20 protein-coding genes are annotated in these 19356 nt (G+C 55.3%); 3 read left to right on the forward strand and 17 right to left on the reverse strand.

From position 1 onward, the window contains the following. Window positions 1-162: 162 nt before the first annotated feature. The 17 genes from RB620_RS26550 to RB620_RS26630 form a co-directional block, all read right to left on the reverse strand. Window positions 163-1029, reverse strand: coding sequence for a 5'-3' exonuclease (locus RB620_RS26550; RefSeq protein WP_308099687.1), 867 nt, complete (start codon window positions 1027-1029; stop codon window positions 163-165). Between the two features lie 72 nt (window positions 1030-1101). Further along, a complete protein-coding gene (locus RB620_RS26555) occupies window positions 1102-2331 on the reverse strand; it encodes an aminotransferase class I/II-fold pyridoxal phosphate-dependent enzyme (RefSeq protein ID WP_308099689.1) in 1230 nt (409 codons plus the stop codon). Beyond that, window positions 2328-2702 carry an arsenate reductase family protein gene (locus RB620_RS26560; protein WP_308099690.1) on the reverse strand — a complete coding sequence of 125 codons (375 nt, stop codon included), beginning with the start codon at window positions 2700-2702 and terminating at the stop codon, window positions 2328-2330. Before RB620_RS26560 ends, RB620_RS26555 begins: the two co-directional genes overlap by 4 nt. A 73-nt stretch (window positions 2703-2775) precedes the next feature. Beyond that, window positions 2776-3753, reverse strand: coding sequence for an RluA family pseudouridine synthase (locus RB620_RS26565; protein WP_308099692.1), 978 nt, complete (start codon window positions 3751-3753; stop codon window positions 2776-2778). A 9-nt stretch (window positions 3754-3762) separates the two neighbouring features. Next, window positions 3763-4353 (reverse strand): cob(I)yrinic acid a,c-diamide adenosyltransferase, encoded by a 591-nt coding sequence (locus RB620_RS26570; RefSeq protein ID WP_308099694.1) that lies wholly within the window; start codon window positions 4351-4353, stop codon window positions 3763-3765. A gap of 95 nt (window positions 4354-4448) precedes the next feature. Beyond that, window positions 4449-5663: an aminotransferase class I/II-fold pyridoxal phosphate-dependent enzyme gene (locus RB620_RS26575; RefSeq protein ID WP_308099696.1), complete on the reverse strand. Its 1215-nt coding sequence runs from the start codon at window positions 5661-5663 to the stop codon at window positions 4449-4451. A 17-nt stretch (window positions 5664-5680) separates the two neighbouring features. Next, window positions 5681-6172, reverse strand: coding sequence for an Lrp/AsnC family transcriptional regulator (locus RB620_RS26580; RefSeq protein ID WP_308099698.1), 492 nt, complete (start codon window positions 6170-6172; stop codon window positions 5681-5683). A gap of 99 nt (window positions 6173-6271) precedes the next feature. Further along, complete coding sequence (locus RB620_RS26585) at window positions 6272-6661, reverse strand: spore coat protein (RefSeq protein ID WP_308099701.1); 390 nt, start codon at window positions 6659-6661, stop codon at window positions 6272-6274. A gap of 43 nt (window positions 6662-6704) precedes the next feature. Further along, on the reverse strand, window positions 6705-6926 hold the full coding sequence (locus RB620_RS26590; RefSeq protein WP_308099703.1) for a hypothetical protein: 222 nt from the start codon (window positions 6924-6926) through the stop codon (window positions 6705-6707). Between the two features lie 339 nt (window positions 6927-7265). After that, window positions 7266-8426: a Ger(x)C family spore germination protein gene (locus tag RB620_RS26595; RefSeq protein WP_308099705.1), complete on the reverse strand. Its 1161-nt coding sequence runs from the start codon at window positions 8424-8426 to the stop codon at window positions 7266-7268. After that, a complete protein-coding gene (locus tag RB620_RS26600; protein WP_308099707.1) occupies window positions 8423-9958 on the reverse strand; it encodes a spore germination protein in 1536 nt (511 codons plus the stop codon). Before RB620_RS26600 ends, RB620_RS26595 begins: the two co-directional genes overlap by 4 nt. Continuing rightward, window positions 9939-11039, reverse strand: coding sequence for a GerAB/ArcD/ProY family transporter (locus tag RB620_RS26605; protein WP_308099710.1), 1101 nt, complete (start codon window positions 11037-11039; stop codon window positions 9939-9941). The genes RB620_RS26600 and RB620_RS26605 overlap by 20 nt, the downstream gene beginning before the upstream one ends. Window positions 11040-11144: 105 nt before the next feature. Continuing rightward, window positions 11145-12065 carry a cysteine synthase A gene (gene cysK, locus RB620_RS26610; RefSeq protein ID WP_308099712.1) on the reverse strand — a complete coding sequence of 307 codons (921 nt, stop codon included), beginning with the start codon at window positions 12063-12065 and terminating at the stop codon, window positions 11145-11147. 27 nt (window positions 12066-12092) lie between these two features. Next, the gene (locus RB620_RS26615; RefSeq protein ID WP_308099713.1) at window positions 12093-13289 is read right to left on the reverse strand and encodes an MFS transporter; all 1197 of its coding nucleotides are present in this window, start codon (window positions 13287-13289) and stop codon (window positions 12093-12095) included. A 120-nt stretch (window positions 13290-13409) separates the two neighbouring features. After that, complete coding sequence (locus RB620_RS26620; RefSeq protein ID WP_308099714.1) at window positions 13410-13955, reverse strand: hypothetical protein; 546 nt, start codon at window positions 13953-13955, stop codon at window positions 13410-13412. A gap of 446 nt (window positions 13956-14401) precedes the next feature. Next, a complete protein-coding gene (locus RB620_RS26625) occupies window positions 14402-14827 on the reverse strand; it encodes a DUF350 domain-containing protein (RefSeq protein ID WP_308099716.1) in 426 nt (141 codons plus the stop codon). Between the two features lie 14 nt (window positions 14828-14841). Next, a complete protein-coding gene (locus tag RB620_RS26630; protein WP_308099717.1) occupies window positions 14842-17214 on the reverse strand; it encodes an endonuclease MutS2 in 2373 nt (790 codons plus the stop codon). Window positions 17215-17414: 200 nt separating this feature from the next. On the opposite strand from RB620_RS26630, the gene RB620_RS26635 reads away from it, so the two are divergent. The 3 genes from RB620_RS26635 to RB620_RS26645 all read left to right on the forward strand — a co-directional run bounded on the left by RB620_RS26635 (window position 17415) and on the right by RB620_RS26645 (window position 19279). Continuing rightward, on the forward strand, window positions 17415-17774 hold the full coding sequence (locus RB620_RS26635) for a phage holin family protein (RefSeq protein ID WP_308099770.1): 360 nt from the start codon (window positions 17415-17417) through the stop codon (window positions 17772-17774). Between the two features lie 212 nt (window positions 17775-17986). Next, the gene (locus RB620_RS26640) at window positions 17987-18379 is read left to right on the forward strand and encodes a cupredoxin domain-containing protein (RefSeq protein ID WP_308099718.1); all 393 of its coding nucleotides are present in this window, start codon (window positions 17987-17989) and stop codon (window positions 18377-18379) included. Between the two features lie 219 nt (window positions 18380-18598). Then, window positions 18599-19279 (forward strand): SDR family NAD(P)-dependent oxidoreductase, encoded by a 681-nt coding sequence (locus RB620_RS26645; protein WP_308099720.1) that lies wholly within the window; start codon window positions 18599-18601, stop codon window positions 19277-19279. Window positions 19280-19356: the final 77 nt, after the last annotated feature.

Genomic DNA, 19356 nt, shown 5'->3' on the forward strand with positions numbered 1-19356 from the left:
CCTCCGCACCTATCCTCACGGACTAAGCACTATGTGTCGGCTATGTACTTCCGCCACCTGCGGTGTACTGGAGACTTTCACTCCTTAGTAGAGTGCGCTGCCAAGCGCACAAAAAACGGAATGGAGCAGATATAACATCTGATCCATCCCGTTTTCATTTGTTTACCCGATCAACGCCACCAAACTTTTGAACTCCAGCTCCTCGAACTTGCTGAGAACAAGATGGCGATCGTATAGCCAGCCGCAGCTGTCGATATGCGTATCAAGCGGCGCATCGCAGCGAATGGTCGCGAGCTCGCGGGAGAGGTGCAGCATCTCGAGATCGGCCTCGATCTTCGCCCGGATCGTCTTCGAGACCGATTCCAGGTTCGCCAGCAGCCCGTCGATCGAGCCATGCTCCTGAATCAGCTTATGGGCGGTTTTCTCGCCGATGCCTCGAACGCCGGGATAGTTATCGCTTGTATCGCCCATCAATCCTTTGATGTCGATCACTTGCGGCGGCGTAAGCCCGCGCTCTTCCATCAAGACGAGCGGCGAGTACACCATATAATTGCCGATGCCCTTCTTCATAATCGCGACTGATACGCGCTCGTCCACCAACTGCAGCAGATCGTGGTCACCTGTCACGATGTATACGTCGGCGTACTCCTTGAATCGGTTCGCCAGCGTGCCGATGCAGTCGTCCGCTTCGAATCCTTCGATCCCAACGTTCGGCACGTTGAAGCTAGCCACCACTTCTTTCACGAGATCGAATTGCGGAATAAGATCCTCAGGCGCGTTCGGACGGTTGGATTTGTACCCGTCGTATTGCTCCGTGCGGAACGTCTTGCTTCCCATATCCCAACAGCAGATCACATGCGTTGGATCGAATTTCGTTACGGCGTCCATAAAATACCGGACGAATCCATGCACCGCGTTCACCGGTATCCCGCTGCTTGTCCGGCGGATGCTGCCCGTGAACGAAGTCGCGAAGTACGCGCGGAACAAGATAGCCATGCCATCGACCAACAATACTTTTTGACCGTTCATGCTTGGTTACAACTCCTACTCTATCCTTGCCCGTGCAAGGGGATTTTGATCGTTCGCTCCAAACCTGCTCTTCTATCCTACCACATCGGCCGCGCGAAGGAACCTTCCGATTCTTGCCGCCGCTTCCAGCAATCTCGTTTCGTCCTCGACCAAAGCGATTCGCACGTAACCGGCACCTTCATCGCCGAACGCTTCGCCCGGTATGACGACCACTCCGGACTGTCGAAGCATTTCCTGGGAAATAGTTCTGGAGTTCCATACCGCGCCGTCTTGTCCTCGAAGACTAGGAAGCTTAGCCCAGACGAACATCGTCGCCTTCGGGGCTTCGACATCCCAGCCTTCCTTCCGAAGCGCTTCCACAAACAAGTTCCTTCTTCGTTCGTACACGTCCGCGGCCTTCGCAGCTCCATTGCCTGCCGCGATCGCATCCCGCAAAGCGACGATGCCGGCCTCCTGCACGGGATCGAATACGCCGTAGTCGATGTTTCCTTTGAGCTCCCGCAACGCTGCGACAGCGTCCCGATTGCCGACAAGAAAACCGATCCGGCAGCCTGCCATGTTAAAGCTTTTGGACAAGGAGTGGAACTCGACCGCTTGTTCGAGCGCGCCAGGCACCTGCAGAATGCTCGGCGGCTCGACGCCGTCGAAGCCCATCTCGGAGTAAGCCAGATCGTGCACGACAAGCACGTCGTGCTTGCGCGCTTTCGCGATCAGCCGTTCGAAGAATGCCAGATCCGCTACGGCGGACAACGGATTGTTCGGATAGTTCAACAGAATGAACGCGGCCTTGTCCCATACTTCTTCCACGATGGCGTCCAGATCCGGCAAGTAAGCATTCTCTTCGCGAAGCGGCAGGAATACAGGCTCGACGCCCGCTAACGCCAGCGAAGCTGCATAGATCGGATAACCGGGATCCGGCACGAACGCGGTATCTCCCGGGTCGCAGATGGCCATCGCGAGATGGGCAAGACCGTCCTGCGAGCCCATGAGCGTCACGATTTCATGGGCAGGATCGACTTGCACGCCGAAGCGATGGGCCATCCAAGCAGCGGCTTGTTCCCGGAACGGCAATCCACTGCTAGTCGCTGGATAAGCATACATATCTTCCCTTAATGCAGCCTCGCTTAAAGCTTGACGCACATGTTCGGTCGGCGGCTGATCCGGGCTGCCGATTCCAAGATCAATGATATCGAGACCGTTAGCCGCTGCTTCCCGCTTCCAAGCCGCGACTTCGGCGAAGATCGAGGATCCGAGCAACGACAGCCGATTCGCGCGGAAGCGCAACTTCCCCGTTCGGCTCATTTGTTCCCCCATGCGGCTTCGTACTGATCTTCCTTGTAGCCGACGGTGACCTGTTTGCCGTCCGTGACGATCGGACGTTTGATCAGCATGCCGTGGCGGGACAGTAACTCAAGCTTCTCATCTTCGCTCATTGCGGGCAGCTTGTCCTTCAAACCAAGCTCGCGGTATACTTCACCCGACGTATTGAACAGCTTCTTCAGATCCATTCCGCCGATGCGCAGCAATTCCTTCAGCTCAGCGACTGTCGGCGTATCCTCGTTAATGTCGCGCAGGGTCACTTCGTTCCCTTTCGCCTTCAGAGACTTTACCGCGGCTTTGCAAGTGCTGCATTTCGGATATTGAATAATTGTAACCTTGCGTTCGTTGCCCAATTTAGATGTAACTCCCTTCTTCTAACCTTTCCCATGATTGGCTTGTTTCAATCTATTTTGTTGCGGCTCGAAACTACATGCCTTCGCCGCGAAGCAGCCGCTCCAGCTTCAGCAGCTCCGGCGGGAGCGGCGCATGCCATTCCATCCGTTCCCGTGTCATGGGATGCGTAAATCCGAGCGTCTCGGCATGCAGCGCCTGCCTCCCCGCGGCCTGCTCCCAGCTTTCCGCTCCGCCGTCATCCGGTCCGTACAGCTTGTCGCCGATCAGCGGGCAGCCGATATGGCGCATATGGACGCGGATCTGATGGGTTCGCCCGGTTTCCAGCTTTAGCCGAACGGCCACTGCCAGCTTACCCTCCGACTCGAACGACTCTACCACCTCGTAATGCGTCACCGAGGGATAACCGTCCCCCCTCACCACGCGCAAATGCGGCCGATCCGTATCCCGATCGATCGGTTCGTTGACGGTACCGCGGAGCGGCTCAGGCAACCCGTAAACATAAGCCCGGTACAGCTTGTCCACTTCCCCGGCTTGCAACTGCTCCGATACTTGCTGGTGGACGTAACCGGTTTTCGCGATCGCGACCAGACCGGACGTGTCTTCGTCCAGCCGATGGATCGGCCTGAACCGCACACGTTCGCCTCGCGACTTCCAGTGATGGACGACCGCGTTCGCGAGCGTGCCCGTATAGTGCCCGTGCGTCGGATGGACGACGATACCGGCCGGTTTGTTGACGATGAGCAGACTGTCGTCCTCGAAGACAATGTCCAGCGGAAGCGCCTCCGGCAAAATATCGTCTGACTCCTCGCGTTCCATGCGGAGCCGGATAACATCTCCTTCCGACACCTTCGCGGAAGTGTATACCCGGCATTCGTTCAAGGTCAGGCCATGCTCCGTCAGCTTCACCTGGGACAGCAGCTTGCGGGAGACGCCGAGGCGCCTCTCGAGTACCGTCCTTACATCCTTGCCGTGATCTTGGGCGGAGACGATCGCGACGAGCGGATCATAATAGCGCAAGCTTAACGCTTCCGCGTTTGCGAATTCATCCATGCGAGACACTCATTTCTTCCGTTCTTTTTTTCCTTTTCCCTTGCGGAACACTTCCGCGCTCCGGATATATTCCGTGTCCGGCTCGCCAAGCTTGGCATTCGCCAGCCGGGCAGCCGCGAACAAGAAGTCGGACAGCCGGTTCAAATAAACGAGCACGTCCCCGTTGATCGGATGTTCGCCTGCGAGCGTCACGACGCGGCGCTCGGCGCGCCTGCACACCGTTCTGCAAACGTGAAGCATGGAAGAAGCGGCGCTTCCGCCCGGGAGAATAAATCTCGTAATTTCCGGAGTCTCCGCAACGTAACCATCCATCCACTCCTCCAGCCGCGCCGCCGGGATTCCGTCCATCTTGAAGGGAGCCCCTTCCTTCGCATAAGCCAGATCGGAGCCGCAATCGAACAGCTCCTGCTGGATGTCGACGAGTCTGCCGGCAAGTTCGCGCAGTGGCTCATGCCTATTTAATTCCGCCGCGGCCAATCCGACGAAGCTATTCAATTCGTCGATCGTGCCGTAGGCTTCCACTCGCGAATCGTCCTTGCGGACTCTTCCGCCGATAAGCGATGTTTCTCCCTTATCTCCGGTCTTCGTATACAACTGCATATCCCCGCTCCTCCCAAGCCCGCTGGACTTTTTGAACATACATTGTTACAACAAACAGCAGGCCGGACGCGCGTCCTGACCTGCTGAAGCCTTTATCATCGATTCAACTTGTAAACGAAATTGCCGATGCGTTCGATCGCTTCCGTCAGCTGGGTGACGGAAGTGGCGTACGAGCACCGTAGATGCCCTTCCCCGCCGAGGCCGAACACGTCGCCCGGAACAGCGGCGACTCCCGCTTCTTCCAGCAGGCGCTGCGCGAATACCTCGCTGCTCAGCCCCGTCGAAGCAACCGAAGGGAACGCGTAGAAGGCGCCTTGCGGCTCATGGCATTCAAGCCCGATGTCACGGAAGCCCTTCACGACGAGCCGGCGCCGCTGGTTGTACGACTCCACCATGCGGTCCTTTTCCTCTAAGCCGTGATGAAGCGCTTCGAGCGCCGCGTACTGCGCCATGATCGGCGCGCACATGACGGTGTACTGATGGATCTTGAGCATCGCGGACAGCAGCTCGGGATGTCCGCACATGTACCCGAGGCGCCAGCCCGTCATCGCGAACGCCTTGGAGAAGCCGCTGACGAGAATGGTGCGGTCTTTCATGCCGGGAACGGCCGCGAAGCTCACGTGTTTGGAGCCGTACGTCAACTCGGCGTAAATTTCGTCAGAGATGACGATGAGGTCGTTTTCTTCGACGACTTTCGCGATCGGCAGCCAATCCTCGTACGTCATGATGCCGCCGGTCGGGTTGCTCGGATAACATAAGATAAGTACTTTGGAACGCGGCGTGATCGCCTTCCGAAGCGCTTCGGCCGTCAGCTTGAACTCGTCGGCCGCGAACGTCTCGATGCCGACCGGAACGCCGCCGCTAAGCGCCGTAATCGGAGAATACGAGATGTAGCACGGCTCGGGAATAAGTATCTCGTCGCCTGGCGCAATCAAAGCGCGCAAAGCGAGATCGATCGCTTCGCTTCCGCCCACGGTTACGATCACTTCGCTCGCCGGGTTGTATTCAACGTCGAACGAGTAGTTTAAGTATTGGCAAATAGCTTCGCGCAGCTCCGGCATGCCCGCGTTCGACGTATATTGCGTTTTTCCCGTCTCGAGCGCGTACACCGCCGCTTCCCGGACATGCCAAGGCGTAACGAAATCCGGCTCTCCTACACCAAGGGTAATGACGTCCTTGCGCGTGCTCACCAAATCAAAAAACCGGCGGATGCCCGACGGTTTGATGCCCCTGACCAGCGGAGACAAATACTCGCTCATCGATTGCCGCCGCAGTAGGCCCGAGGTTCCTTCCAGCTCCTCTTTCATCATAAGCGCCACCTTCTATGTTACGGCGAAACCATCAACCGATGGTCACCTTCGTGTTCCTCGAAGATGATGCCGTCTTGTTTGTATTTTTTAAGGATAAAAAAGGTCTTGGTCGACAATACCGCATCGATCGGCGAAAGCTTGTTGGATACGAAAGAGGCGACTTCCTTCAGGTTCTTCCCTTCGATCTCCACGAGCAGATCGTATGCGCCGGACATCAGGTAAACGGATTTCACTTCGGGATAGAGATAGATGCGTTCCGCGATGCCCTCGAAGCCTCTGCCGCGTTCCGGGGTAATCTGTACCTCGATCAGCGCGGTTACCTTCTCGTCATCCACCTTGCTCCAGTTCACGACGGTCGCGTATTTCACGATCACGTGGTTATCTTCCATCGCGGCGATCGCTTCCTTCACGTCCGCTGTCGGCACCCCAAGCATCGTCGCGATCAGCTCCGCGTCCCTTCGGGCGTCTTCCTTCAGCAGCTCCAACACTTTCAATTGTAGTTCCGTCATCCCAAAACTCCTTCCGGCTCGCCTCTAGGTTATAACGAATATTTTACAAGAAATTAGCGGTTCCTGCAAAGAGAAAAAAGAAAAGACCCCGAGGGGTCTTTACATGAAGTGTGGCTGATGCGAAGATTGGCCCGATTGGTGCTGGCCGGCCGGCACATACATCGACTGAGGCTGGTTGCCCAGGTTCTGCTGCAGGAATTGTTTGGTCTTTTGCTGCGTCTGCTTGTACTCCTGCGCCTGCTTGTCCAGCTCTTGTCGCAGCGCAGGAGATGACGCGGTGTACATGTTGCTCTGCTGCATTGCCTGGTACAGCTGGCCTTGCGCCGTTAGCGTATTGTTCATCAGCTTGGTGAACAGCTGCCGCATGTCGGGGCAAGTCGATTCGGTCGCCGCCGTCGCGTATTCGCGCACGACGCGCTTCAGATCGGCCAATACGGTTGACGCCAGGTCTTCTTCCGTCAGAATCTGCTGGTTTTGCTGTTGATACATTCGTAATCCCTCCACAAAGTAAGTTAACGGCAATTGCGACGGTTTATTGCGGCTGCGTAGGCGCCATTTGCTGATGATGAGTGATGGCGTGCATGAGCGAATCGTAGTGCTGCTGGTGCATTTGGATCATCTGCGAGCAGACGTTGCGGATCGCCGGCGTCGTCGCCACGGATACAGTGGCCGCGCATTGCTTCAAGAGCAGGTCTTCGTTAGACATGGAATCAACCGCATACTCGAGTTCTTTGGCTGTCATTGGCTGTAGCAAGGTGAGGTTCCTCCCTTTATATTGGTGTATGCCTTCTAGAGGTTGTTCAAAAAGTCCACTTTTGATCACGAAGTATACCAAGTAGCATATTCGACATCGAATATTGAATTTAGCCGAAACTAAGCGAATGCTTACGAAGTATGTTTCCTCCGGAAACATTGCAGGTGCTCACGTAGCTTACACTACGCTCCGCTCCTCATTTTCTAGCTTCATCCAATCTTCTACAGCGTTTTTTGAAAAAACGCAGCATCGTAAGCATACGCTCAGCTGAAAACCGGACTTTTTGAACATACACTTCTAGGTTTGCTTTCGCGTTTTCGCGCCTTCCGTATTATGAGCTTAATCCGGCAAATTATGTGCGGCCTGCAAATCATATTTGCCAGAGTCGGACAATTGGAACTTCACGTCGATTTCCGCAAGGAATTTCGGATCGGGCACCCAATCCTTATCTTTGATATGCGAGTGCCAAAATCGGTTATGGTACCGATACAGCCTATGTTCCAGCTCCAGGAAGTCGACGCCCTTCTTGATTCCGATCTCGTACAACGATTGAATTTGTCCGCGTACCGTCTCTTCGATGGAGGATTCGATTTGTCCCGCGGTCATCTCGCCGTCGAGTTCGATCAGGCTTCCGGTGAGGGAGACGTTCAAACGGAAGCGGGGCTCTTCCCCTGCCGTGTCGATATCTACGCCGTACTTCGCGTCTTTGATCGAGACTGTGCCGGTATGGCCGTCGGCATTGGCTTCCAAATACACTTTATGGAAATCCTCGTTCAGCCATCGCAGCCCGATGACCGATTTTTCGGCGAAATAACCCAAGTACTTATAATCCTTAAACACGAACAACCCTGAAATGAGCTGAGTGCTGATCGGCTTCTTCCCTTTTTTCCAGTAGGTTTGACTGCTATTGATGACAGGAAGCAACGTCAATTCGCAAGGTTCCTTGATCGTCTGCACCGCCAGCTGCATCTGGAGCGGTTCAATAAACGTGTATTGGTCTTCATGGGGCTTCGGAGCGTACATCACGCTATACAAGTGCGATTGGTTGAAGAAATTTTCCGTCGTGAAAATATCTTCGATCGGACTGGTCGTCCCGAAAATTAAGGACGTATACCGGGATGCCCGTTGCCGGTTGAGCGCGTCGAGTACGTCGTCGATTTTGCCAGTGGCCCTTTCATGGATGATCACCGTTTTTAGATGCTCGAGATTGATGGACGAATATCCCCCGCGCATCAAATCGTAGAGGGCTAGCAGGGTAGATTTTCCTTTACCTCTCCCGAGCCACGTCTCCGCGGGAATGCTTGCCGGCGATTCGCTTTTTGCGATGGAAGCGAAGTTGAGCATTTGACCGTATAAAATCATCTGGCCGTCTTGATAATCGATGCCGATCGCCGATACGTAGCTGACATCCTGCAGGTTCACTTCGTCCCAGCATCCGGGAAGCAAGATTAATAAAGCCGCGAGAACCCATACGGAAATGGTTTTTCGCATTCGTTTCATGGCCGCTGCCTCCTGCTCCTGTACATATGCCAAGGCTTCTGGATTAAAGCGGCCGCCACGTCCTTCAGGTGAAGGGGGGCCAGCGGCTCCATGTAAGGCTGGCCGAACGACTCCAGCGAACACATGTAGAGGATTACCGCGAACATACCCACAAAATAACCGTACATGCCGAAGATGGACGATAAGATCAGCACAAAAAAACGGATAATGCTGACCGATCCGGCAAGCGACTGGTTGACGAGCGTGAACGTCGAAACGGCCGAGACGGCCGCCACGACCAGCATCGTCGGAGACGTCATGCCCGCCCTGATGGCGGCATCGCCGATGATTAAGCCGCCTACGACCGATACCGTCTGCCCCACCGGACGCGGCAACCGCACGCCCGCTTCCCTGAACAGCTCGAACATGCCGAGCATCAGGAACATCTCCATCGTCGCGGAGATCGGCAGTCCGATTCTCGACATCGTCACGGTCGCAAGCAGCGTGAACGGAATTTGGTCGGTATTGAACGAACATAACGACACCCAGAATCCGGGCAGGAACATAGACGTAAACAAACCCAGAAACCGGAGCAGCCGCTCAAGCGTCACGTAATAGAAGGGCAGATGGGCATCCTCCGGCGATTTGACAAGCAGCGTCAAGTTGCCCGGAGCGATCAAGGCCGCCGGCGTGCCGTCCGTCAGCACCGCGATTCTTCCTTTCATGATCGACTGCACGACAAAATCGGGACGGCCTACGTAATCCATCAGCGGAAACAACGAATTTCGCCGGTCGCCGATGCGCTCCTCCAGCTCCCCCGCTCCCTTCAAGCTCGAGATATGGACGGATTGCAGCCTTCGCCTCGCCTCTTCCACCAGCTCCGGCCTCGCTTGGTCGGCCATGTAGATGAGAGCGACCTCCGTTCTGGATTCCGTTCCGATAATGAAATACTCCACGTGCATGTTCGGTGTACGCATGCGCTTGCGCACGAGCGCCACGTTAACCGACAACTTCTCCACGAAGCCGTCGCGCGGTCCTTTCAAGGACAGCTCCATCGTGGACTCTTCCGGACTTCTTGCGGGCTGGCTGGCAATATTGAACTCGTAGAACGACTCCCGATCCGAGAAGACGATGATGACGCTGCCTGCGAACAGCCGCTCGAATAGATGTTCCTCCACGCCGTCCATGCGGTTGAACAAGTCGCTGGGATGCCGGCGGCCGCGATCCTCTTCGCCGACATTCCCTTCGCCGGTTTCCTTGCTCCCGGTCTCGCCTCGAATGTCGCTGCCGATCCATGCTTTCGAGGTGTGCGACTTCCAGTTTTCCAGCATGGGCAGAAGGCCGAGCTGAAACATCTGGCCATCGATCATGCCGTCGCAATAATAAAGAATCGCGCGCAGCTCGCGTTCGCCGTCCCCGGCATTGAGCTGTACGACGTGGTGGAACACGTCCTTGCAGGGATCAACGCGCTCCCTGAACTCCGCGATGGATATTCGCTCGCCGGTTCCGGTCCGGCTGATCTCCGCCTGCTGGTCAAGCTCTTGCCCGCCCATCCTGCACCCTCCTTGCCTTCAGAAAGCTCGAAATGTAAACGAGTAGTACCATCGTGATCGACGCAATCCCCCCGTATGTATAAACAAAATGCAAGACTTGGCGGTATTCGATCATATGGAATACCCAATACCACGCGATGCCGCCCATGATCGCTCCGATCAAGGAGATGCCGATCCACTTCCTCTTCATCCTGCCTAACGGGCTAAATTCCGCAAGCAGGTAGATCCCAAAAGATATTCGGATCATTGAGCCGGATAACCACTGATAGATCGCGAAAAAATCGACATGCTCGAAGTAGCGCCCGATCGTGACGAGCCTCCATTGGGAAAACGCGGGGTAGCGCAACTTTTCGGCTTCGAGGGGGCCGAATTCCGAAATTGCGCCTGTGACCGGACCGATGGCCAGAAGCGCCAGAAACATAACGAGAACGATCAGCTGCCATCGTTTGAAGCTGCCCTTCAAGTGATGTTGGATCAACAAAAGCATAAATAATTCGCCGAAGGCGGTTAAGGAATAGAGCGAAGCTTTTAATACCGGCTGCATGCCGCTCTCCAGCAAGGGCAGCAGGTACCGGTAATCCTTGTGCGGCATATTGGCGGACATGACGAAATCGCCTAAGATGACGACGAACGGAAGCAGCAGACAGCTCGCGAAGGCGATCGTACGAAGCCCCAAACAAGCCGCGTACACGCATAAACCGACAAATGCAAGCAGTACCGCGATCGGCGGCGTGTTATTCAAATAGGTCGTTTCGGTCCAAGAGGTCGTAATGATCAATGATTCCGTCGCGACGAAAAAAATCGTAAGCAGACAATAAGCCATGACGATCCAAACGGCGAAGGGAGGCAGCCGCTCCCGGAGCCAATGGTCGATCCGTTTGCCTTTCATCCTGGACAATAATCCGTATAGCGGGATGGCCGTCCAAGGCAGGATGACAAGCATAGCCGCTAGCACGGCCATCCACGCATCGCGCTTGGCGCCGTTTAGAATCAAGGGGACGACAAGCACATGGTTTACGAGTCCGACGGATAAAATCATGATGCTGATAGCGGGCAGTATACCGAAAGGTTTGATTTTCATTTGGCATTCACTTCCTCACAACCAAAGGTTGCCCAGAAGTGAATGGCCAAATGCATGAAAGGGAGGAAAAAAGAGGAGAGTGATTGCGATGCGTCGTTTTGTTCTTTATTCGAAAATACCCATGCTTAAATAACGTTCACCCGTATCGGGTGCAATGCAGACGACCCGTTTGCCTTCGCCAAGCTGCCGGGCGATCTGGAACGCCGCCCAGACGGAAGCGCCGGAAGACGGACCGAGCAGCAAGCCCTCCCGTCTCGCAAGGGCGCGCATCGTCGATAACGCATCTTCATCCGCCACTTGAATGATTTCGTCGTAAACGGAGGTATTCAAAATAGCCGGGATGAAGCCGGGACTCGTGCCGACCAACTTATGCGGTCCTGGCTGCCCTCCGGAGAGGACAGGTGATCCTTTCGGCTCAACGACGGCAACGTGCAGTCCGGGAAGCAGCTCCTTCAGCTTCTCTCCGGTTCCGGTGATCGTTCCGCCCGTGCCGGCGGTCGCAACGAACGCATCCAGCTCCCCGCCAGTCTGTTCCATGATTTCGAGCGCGGTCGTGCGCCTGTGGATATCGGGATTCGCCGCATTCTCGAATTGGTTCGGAATGAAGCTCCCCGGATGCTGCCTGCGAAGCTCCTCGGCTTTGCGAATTGCGCCCGGCATGCGCTCGGCGGCCGGCGTCAGCGCGACATCCGCTCCGTAAGCCTGCAGAAGTTTGATGCGCTCCGCCGACATATTGTCGGGCATGACAAGGATCAGCTTATAGCCTCTCGCGGCCGCGTTCATGGCCAGGCCTATGCCCGTATTGCCGCTTGTCGGTTCGATGATGGTATCTCCGGGTTGAATGCGACCATCGCGTTCGGCGGCTTCGATCAAAGCGAATGCCGCGCGATCCTTCACGCTTCCGCTCGGATTAAATCGCTCGAGCTTTACGCATACCTCCGCGATGCCCGGCTCCGCCATGCGATTCAGCCGCACGATCGGAGTCTCCCCGATTAACTTTGTTATATCCGTTACTGCTCTTGCCATAACTTTTCCCCTCTCCGGTCACGCAGCTTATGAAGGTTTCATTTTCAAGAAAGGGCGCATGAGCCACCAGCCGGCGATCGGCACGATCCCAACACCAAGCAGCAGCCATGTAATCGCCCTGGGGGAATCGGTGATCGGCAACACGATCAGATAGGCCGACAATCCGATGATGCGGCCGATCGTCAGTCCTGCTTCCCTCAATACTACAAATTCCTCTCGTTCGCTCGCGCTTTCCTTGGACTCGCCGATCAGATCGTATACTCTCGATGTCATCGGAATGATATACAGCGGCATGAACAAGGAAGTGCCGATGCCGAACATCAGAAGAGTCGTATACGATACGTTCCAGAACAACGGCAGAATGACGACGCCGATCATAATGACGCCGATCAGCATGGAAACCAGTCTGCGACTTTTTTTCAGCCACTTGCCCACCGCCCAGAAGCTGATCAGAGCGACCAAGGATGTGATGAGCGAATATGCGCCGAGCTTGCTTTCGTTTTTGGTGGCGATATAGACCGTAAGCCCGACGAGGAACATGAACACGCCTTCCCTCACGCCTTGCGCCATAATGGCCGCGAACATGCGGCGCCAAGGATTTCCTTTCCTCGTCAGCTGCTGAATGCCGTGTTTCCAATTGTAATGCCCTTCGGCCTTTCGTTTCTTGAGCCAGAAGCTAAGAACGACGCTTACCGAGAAGATGAAGAGCGAGATCGTGAAAATAAGGCGGTAGCCCTTCTCCCCTTGCATCGTCGTAATAAGCAAGCCTGAAATCCATGGCGCGATAATGCCGGCGGAGGAGCCGAGCAAGCCGGCCCAGCCGTTGAAGCGATCCCGCGTATCCGGCTCCGTCACTTCGAAGTAGACGACGTTAAAGGCAATCCAGAACATGCCCATCGCAATGCCGTTCATCGCTCCGAGAGGAATCGCCCAAGCTTTGGCTCCTTCTCCTAGCAATAATACAGCGCAATAGAATACGCCCGAGAGCGTGATGCCGACCCTCAGACTATTCATCTTGTTATGCTCCTTGACCCACTTGCCCGCGACCCAGAACGTCAAGCCGCTAAGCGCATATTGAGCGAACGTGAACCAGCCGATCAGCATGTACGATTCGCTGGCCTTCCATAGATAAACCGGGACGAACGTGCCCGAGAGCGCGTTCGCGACTCCGAACAACGCTTGCACGAGAAGGAGCAGGACAGCTTGCTTGTCTAATTTAGCCAAAACATGACCTCCTGCCGCGGCTAATGCGGCCGCGGCTTGCGAAATATGTTTTGTAAGATGCCCTGAAACCTAACCCCTATGCCCGTCCAATATTGGAAACGCCGCTCAAATCCAGTCGGTTTACTCCGCCTCTGACATCTTTTCGATTAACGCTTCGCGGTCTCCGAAAGCGAGCTGCGAAGACACGGTGAAACAAGATGGGCAAACGTACCATACCATGCGGAACGGATTCGGCAATAGCGGCGTTCCTATCGCCTTGGGAACCGCAGGTACGAAGCCTTCGCCGCCTACGGTCTGCGTACCGGCTTCCATCATATACTCGCGGCAATTCGGGCATTCCGGCGCTTCATCCTGTTCGTCGATCACGCGCTGGATGACGCCCTCCGCCGCGAGCATGCCGCTGCTTGCGCCCCTGTAGCCTTCTTGCTCGGAAGCCCAGTCCGCTTCGCTGTCGTCCGCGCCCGTGTCGTTCCATTCCTCCATATCCTCGTCGTCTTCTTCCTCCGAGTCGTAGCCTCCGCGTTCCTTGCCGCCGTCAAGCCCGATGCTCATCGTTCGGTAACCGCCCAGCTCATTCTCGCAATGCGGGCAATGGGATTCCGGCCCGATCTCTTCGTCCCATGTAATTTCCGTCAGGCACCACGGGCAAATTTGTTGCTCTTCCATCGTTGAAACGCTCCTCTATAAAGTGAATGGCTTTGGAAATAAAAATGTGTTAAGATTTGAACAAGAACACATGTTCTTTGATAACTGAACATATGCGGTTGTAGCAGGTACTACTTGGCTCTGCTACGTAAAATGTTCAAGCCACCAATGCGCTTGAGATTCGTAGGAATCTACCTCCTAGCGCAAACGTATTCCCAAAGGAATTTCCAATGGGATAGAGGGGCTGGACGGTAACCAGTCCGTCAATGTGTCAGCTCCACTGGTGTTAAGCATTTTGATTTCGGTCAAATTGATACATCAGAAACCCCCACTTCTATCGGAGCGTTAGCTCAAATAAGTGGTGGGAGTATTCATTAAGTATTCATAACATAGATAATGCCAACTACAAAAAATAAAATTGCAACAACAAGCAGCGTGCTCCACAAATATTTCACTTCGCGCCTCCTCTAACCAATAATGACGGTCGCCCCGATAACGTAGGACAACGAAACGGAGATCACCATGGCGATCAGACCGACCGCGCGGTTGTCGCGGGCGATCTCTTCGTCGATCCGGAACACGGGCGTCAGAAATTCGAAAATGAAGTAGGCTACCAGCAAAATAACGAAGCCGTAAGCTCCCCATATCAAGCTTTGATAGATCGTATCGTTCGCTTCGATCGAGAAGCGGAAGATATTGCAAATGCCGAATATTTTGCCCCCGGTCGCCATCGCCACCGCCATGTTGCCCCGCTTGATCTCGCTCCAGCACTTGTATTTGGCCACCAGCTCGAACAATGACAGAAATACGATCAGCGACAAGACGGTCACGGATACGAAGACGAGCGACGAAGCATACGGATGGTCGAGCAGCTTATCGATTCCGGATTCCATGGATGCCTATCCTCCTACTTCAGCTCGGCGACCGTTACCCCGATGCCGCCTTCGCCGTAATTTCCGTTGCGGAAGCTCTTCACGTGTGAATGTTTGCGCAAATATTGCTGGATGCCGGTCCGAAGAATGCCCGTTCCTTTGCCGTGAATGATATACACTTGCCCGAAGCCGGACAGGAACGACTCGTCCAGGAAACGATCCACTTCCATAATGGCTTCCTCCAGGCTTTCGCCGCGCAGATCCAGCTCCATCTTGACGTTGTCGTCGCGCGTCCGGTTCAAGCTCGCGCCGCCCGCTTGTTTCGCCGGGGACTGCTTCGCCGCGGCGGATTTCGCCTTCAGAAGCTCCATATCGTCAAGAGAGACCTTCATCTTCATGATCCCGAGCTGCACCGTGGCGTCCGAGCCGTGAACTTCGAGTACGGAGCCCTTCTGGTTCAGGCTGTACACCATGACTTCGTCGCCGGGCTCGATCTTGTCCGTTTTGCCGCTCGCGGCGGATTTTGTTTTTTTCGTTTCCAAATGAGGGGTTGCTTCGTCCAGCCTGCGGCGAGCCTCGATCAGCTTATGCTCCTTGACCGAAGCGCCTTCCTCCATCGCGAGCTTGCGCAGGTCCGCGATAATTTCCTCCGCTTCCCTCTTCGCCTTTGCGACCGCTTCGCGCGCTTCTTCCTGCGCTTTGCGCAGCAGCTTCTCCTTCTGCTCCTCGAAGCGAAGCCGCTCTTCCTCGTGTTTCGTCCTCAGCGACTCCATCTGTTTGCGAAGGGCCTCTGCGCTCTGACGTTCGGATTCCGCGCTGATCCGATTCTCTTCTAAAGATGCGATCATATTTTCCACGCGCAAGTCTTCTTCGCTGACTTCGCCGCGGGCGTGATCGATAATGGAACGCGACAAGCCTAGCCGTTCCGCGATGGCGAACGCGTTGCTTCGCCCCGGCACGCCGACGAGCAGTCGGTAAGTCGGGCTAAGCGTCGCGATATCGAATTCCATGCTGGCGTTAATGACGGACTTGCGATTGTAAGCATAAGCCTTTAATTCGCTGTAATGGGTCGTCGCGACGATCCGGCATCCGCGCGCGTGGATATGCTCCAGGATGGCAATGGCGAGCGCCGAACCTTCGGCCGGATCCGTGCCCGCTCCGAGCTCATCAAGCAGCACGAGACTTTTGGCCGTCATCGAGCCAAGGATGCGAATGATGTTCGTCAAGTGGCTCGAGAACGTGCTCAGACTTTGCTCGATGCTCTGCTCGTCGCCGATGTCGGCATAGATCGCATCGAAGACGCAAAGCTGGCTGCCTTCTTCGGCAGGCACGAACAAGCCGGACATCGCCATCAAGCTCAGCAGTCCGATCGTTTTCAAGGAGACGGTTTTGCCTCCTGTATTCGGCCCCGTCACGATAATGGCCGTGTATTGGTTGCCTAACTCCACGTCGAGCGGCACAACCTTGTCCTTATCGATTAGCGGATGCCTGCCTCGCTTCAGCTTAAGAAACCCCCGATCATTCATCCGGGGCTGCGTCGCCTTCATCTCGTGCGCGAGCCTTGCCTTCGCGAACGCAAAATCCAGATCGCCCAGCAGTTCCAGATCGATCAGCAGCTCTTCGGTATGGTCGGCCGCCAGCGCCGTCAGCTTCTGCAATATTTTTTCGGTCTCGCGAACCTCGGCCGCTTTCGTTTCCCTTAGCTTATTGTTCATGGCCACGATCGCTTCGGGTTCGATGAACAGCGTCGCGCCCGAGCCCGACTGATCATGAACGATGCCGCCGAAGCTTGACCGGTACTCCTGCTTGACGGGAATGACGTAACGATCGTTCCGCAGGGTGATCAGCGTGTCCTGCAGCATCTTCTGCACGTTCGACGAACGAATCATGTTCTCTAGCTTCTCGCGAATGCGTCCTTCGCCGCTGCGCAGCTCCCTTCGAATCGAAGCGAGCTCAGGACTCGCGTTGTCGAGCACGTCCGCGTTCTCGTCGATGCAATCGAAGATTGCGTCCTCCAGCGGCTTATGTTCGCTGATGCCCGACGCGATCGTCGACAGCATAGGCAGCGGATGCTCGCCGTGAATCGTCTCCACATGGCGCTTCACCCTGCGGCTGCCGCGCGAAGTCGAGGCGATGTCCAACAGCTCGGCCGGGTTAAGCGTGCCTCCGATCCGCGCCCGATGCAAGGAAGCGCGGATGTCGACGACCCCGCCGAACGGCGCGCTTCCCTTCAGCCGGTCGGCCGCGTACGCCTCATCGGTCGCTTGGAGAAGCGTCTTCACGGCTTCGAGCTCCGTCACAGGCTTCAGCTGTTCCGCGGTCGTTTTGCCCAAAGAGGTGCTGGCATGTTTGATTAATTTATCTATAATTTTTGGATATTCAAGTGTCGTCAATATTTTGGAATCCAACGATGAACACTCCTCTCGCCCTTATATTATAGCCGAACCTTGGACGCGATGCACGATTCGGACGGACTTCACGAATGGTTGTTTGGCGCTTCACATGAATTAGGGGAATCATGATCATACTAAGATGGCAACAACTGTTCCAACTCTGTTTGCCTGCAAACTTTACATGGCTTCACCACACCATGAAGGAGGTTATGGATTTGACATTTCTCGGACATGTAGTAAGGTTTATCGTCTCTGCTCTCGTGCTGATGCTTGTCGGGTTCATCGTTCCCCAATTCAGCGTCGGAGGTTTCTGGAGCGCATTCTTCCTGGCTCTGGTCATCGCCGCGCTGGGCTGGATTATCGAAGGGATCTTCGGCAAGCGGGTTACCCCGTTCGGCAGAGGCATCGTCGGCTTCATCGCCAGCGCCGTCGTCATCTGGATCGCCCAGTTTGTCGTCGGCGGAGTCGAAGTGACTTGGCTTGGCGCCATCCTGGCCGCGCTCGTTATCGGGATCATCGACTTGTTCATCCCGGTCAGCACGCCATACGAAGCCGGCAAAAATCATCACGATTAAGACGGCCCGCATGCAGCCGGATGACAGACCCTTGCCCCGTCGGAAGATGGAGGGCAAGGGTTCCTTTTTTGCGCCGAATTAAGTGTTCATTACAAGTTCCACATTCGATTGTCAAGGAGTTGTCACCTCGACCTTCTTTATCATGTCCAAAATTAGGATACAATGATAGGGTAAGTTTAGTTATAACCATTATGGCCAGGAGGGGATTTCTCATGAAAAAGTGGATTGCATTCGCTTCCGTCATGGCGTTGACGTTGATCATCGCGGCTTGCGGGGCGAACAGCAGCGGAGGCAACAATAGCGGCAACAATGCCGGAGCAGCGGTGAATACGGGCGCCGAGCCGACTTCCGAAGTCGTACTTACCGCATCCAGTTGGGAATTCGATCAGCAAGAATACCAGATAAAAGCGGGAGAACCCGTTGCGCTAACGCTCAAATCCGTTGACGGCGTACATGGCGTGCAAATTTTGAAAACCGCTTATAAAATCGGCAACAACAAGACCGTGACGGTTCAATTCGACGAGCCTGGCACGTACGAAATCATTTGCAACATTCAATGCGGCGTCGGCCATGGCAAAATGAAAGCGACGCTTGTCGTTACGTAACGCTCGGGCGAAATCAAGTAAACCAAAGTTCCCAAAACGCTTGAAACGACAACGATGCCCCTATGGCTGCTCGAGTCGATTCAGGCGTTTTGTTTTATCGCATCTATTATCAGCAATCCTTAAGAGGAAGGTAAAAAAGTCTGATAGCTTGTTGCCTTCCCATGCGGATCGGGCTTTGATAAGATGAACTCAACACGAACTGCATGGGAGGAATGCATAATGGGAGCTTTGGATTCTCGAATTGCCATGATTAGCGGTGCCGGGACGGGGCTTGGACGAGCGACGGCGATCGCTTTCGCGGCGGAAGGCGCGGAAGTCGTATTGCTGGGACGCCGACTCGACAAGCTGGATGAAACGGCTGCCATGGTGCTCGGCCGAACAGGCAAGAACGCTCTGATCCTGCAGACCGATATTACCGAAGAAAAGCAGGTCGAAGACGCGATACAAGCGGCGCTCGAGCGTCACGGGAAAATCGATGTGCTTCTTAATAATGCCGCCATCTTGGAGCCGGGCTCCGTCATGGAGCTCACTTCCAACGACTGGCAGAAACAAATTTCGACCAATCTCACTGGCCCTTTCTTGCTGACGAGAGCCGTCCTCCCGGCCATGCGCAAGAACAAGTACGGGCGGATCATCAACATTACTTCCAGCCTATCGAAGAACGGAGCAGGCGGTTACGCGGCCTATAGCGCCGCCAAAGCGGGACTCGAGTCGCTTACGCGCACGATTGCGGACGAGGAGCATGAGCATGGCATTCTCGTCAATTTATATAACCCGGGGACGCTGCGGACCGAGATGCACGCGACAGGCAAAGATCCTGCCGTCGTCACGCCGGACATCGTTCGGCTTGCCAGCCTGTCGTTCGGCGGCCCGACCGGGACGATCCATTCGTACGGATAATTCATGGTCGAAAAAAAAACGCCTATACTTCGCATCCGCCGCGGTTTCGCGGCGATGCAGTATAGGCGTTTTTCGTG

The sequence above is a fragment of the Paenibacillus sp. LHD-117 genome, from assembly GCF_030929555.1.
Classification (GTDB): Bacteria; Bacillota; Bacilli; order Paenibacillales; family Paenibacillaceae; genus Pristimantibacillus.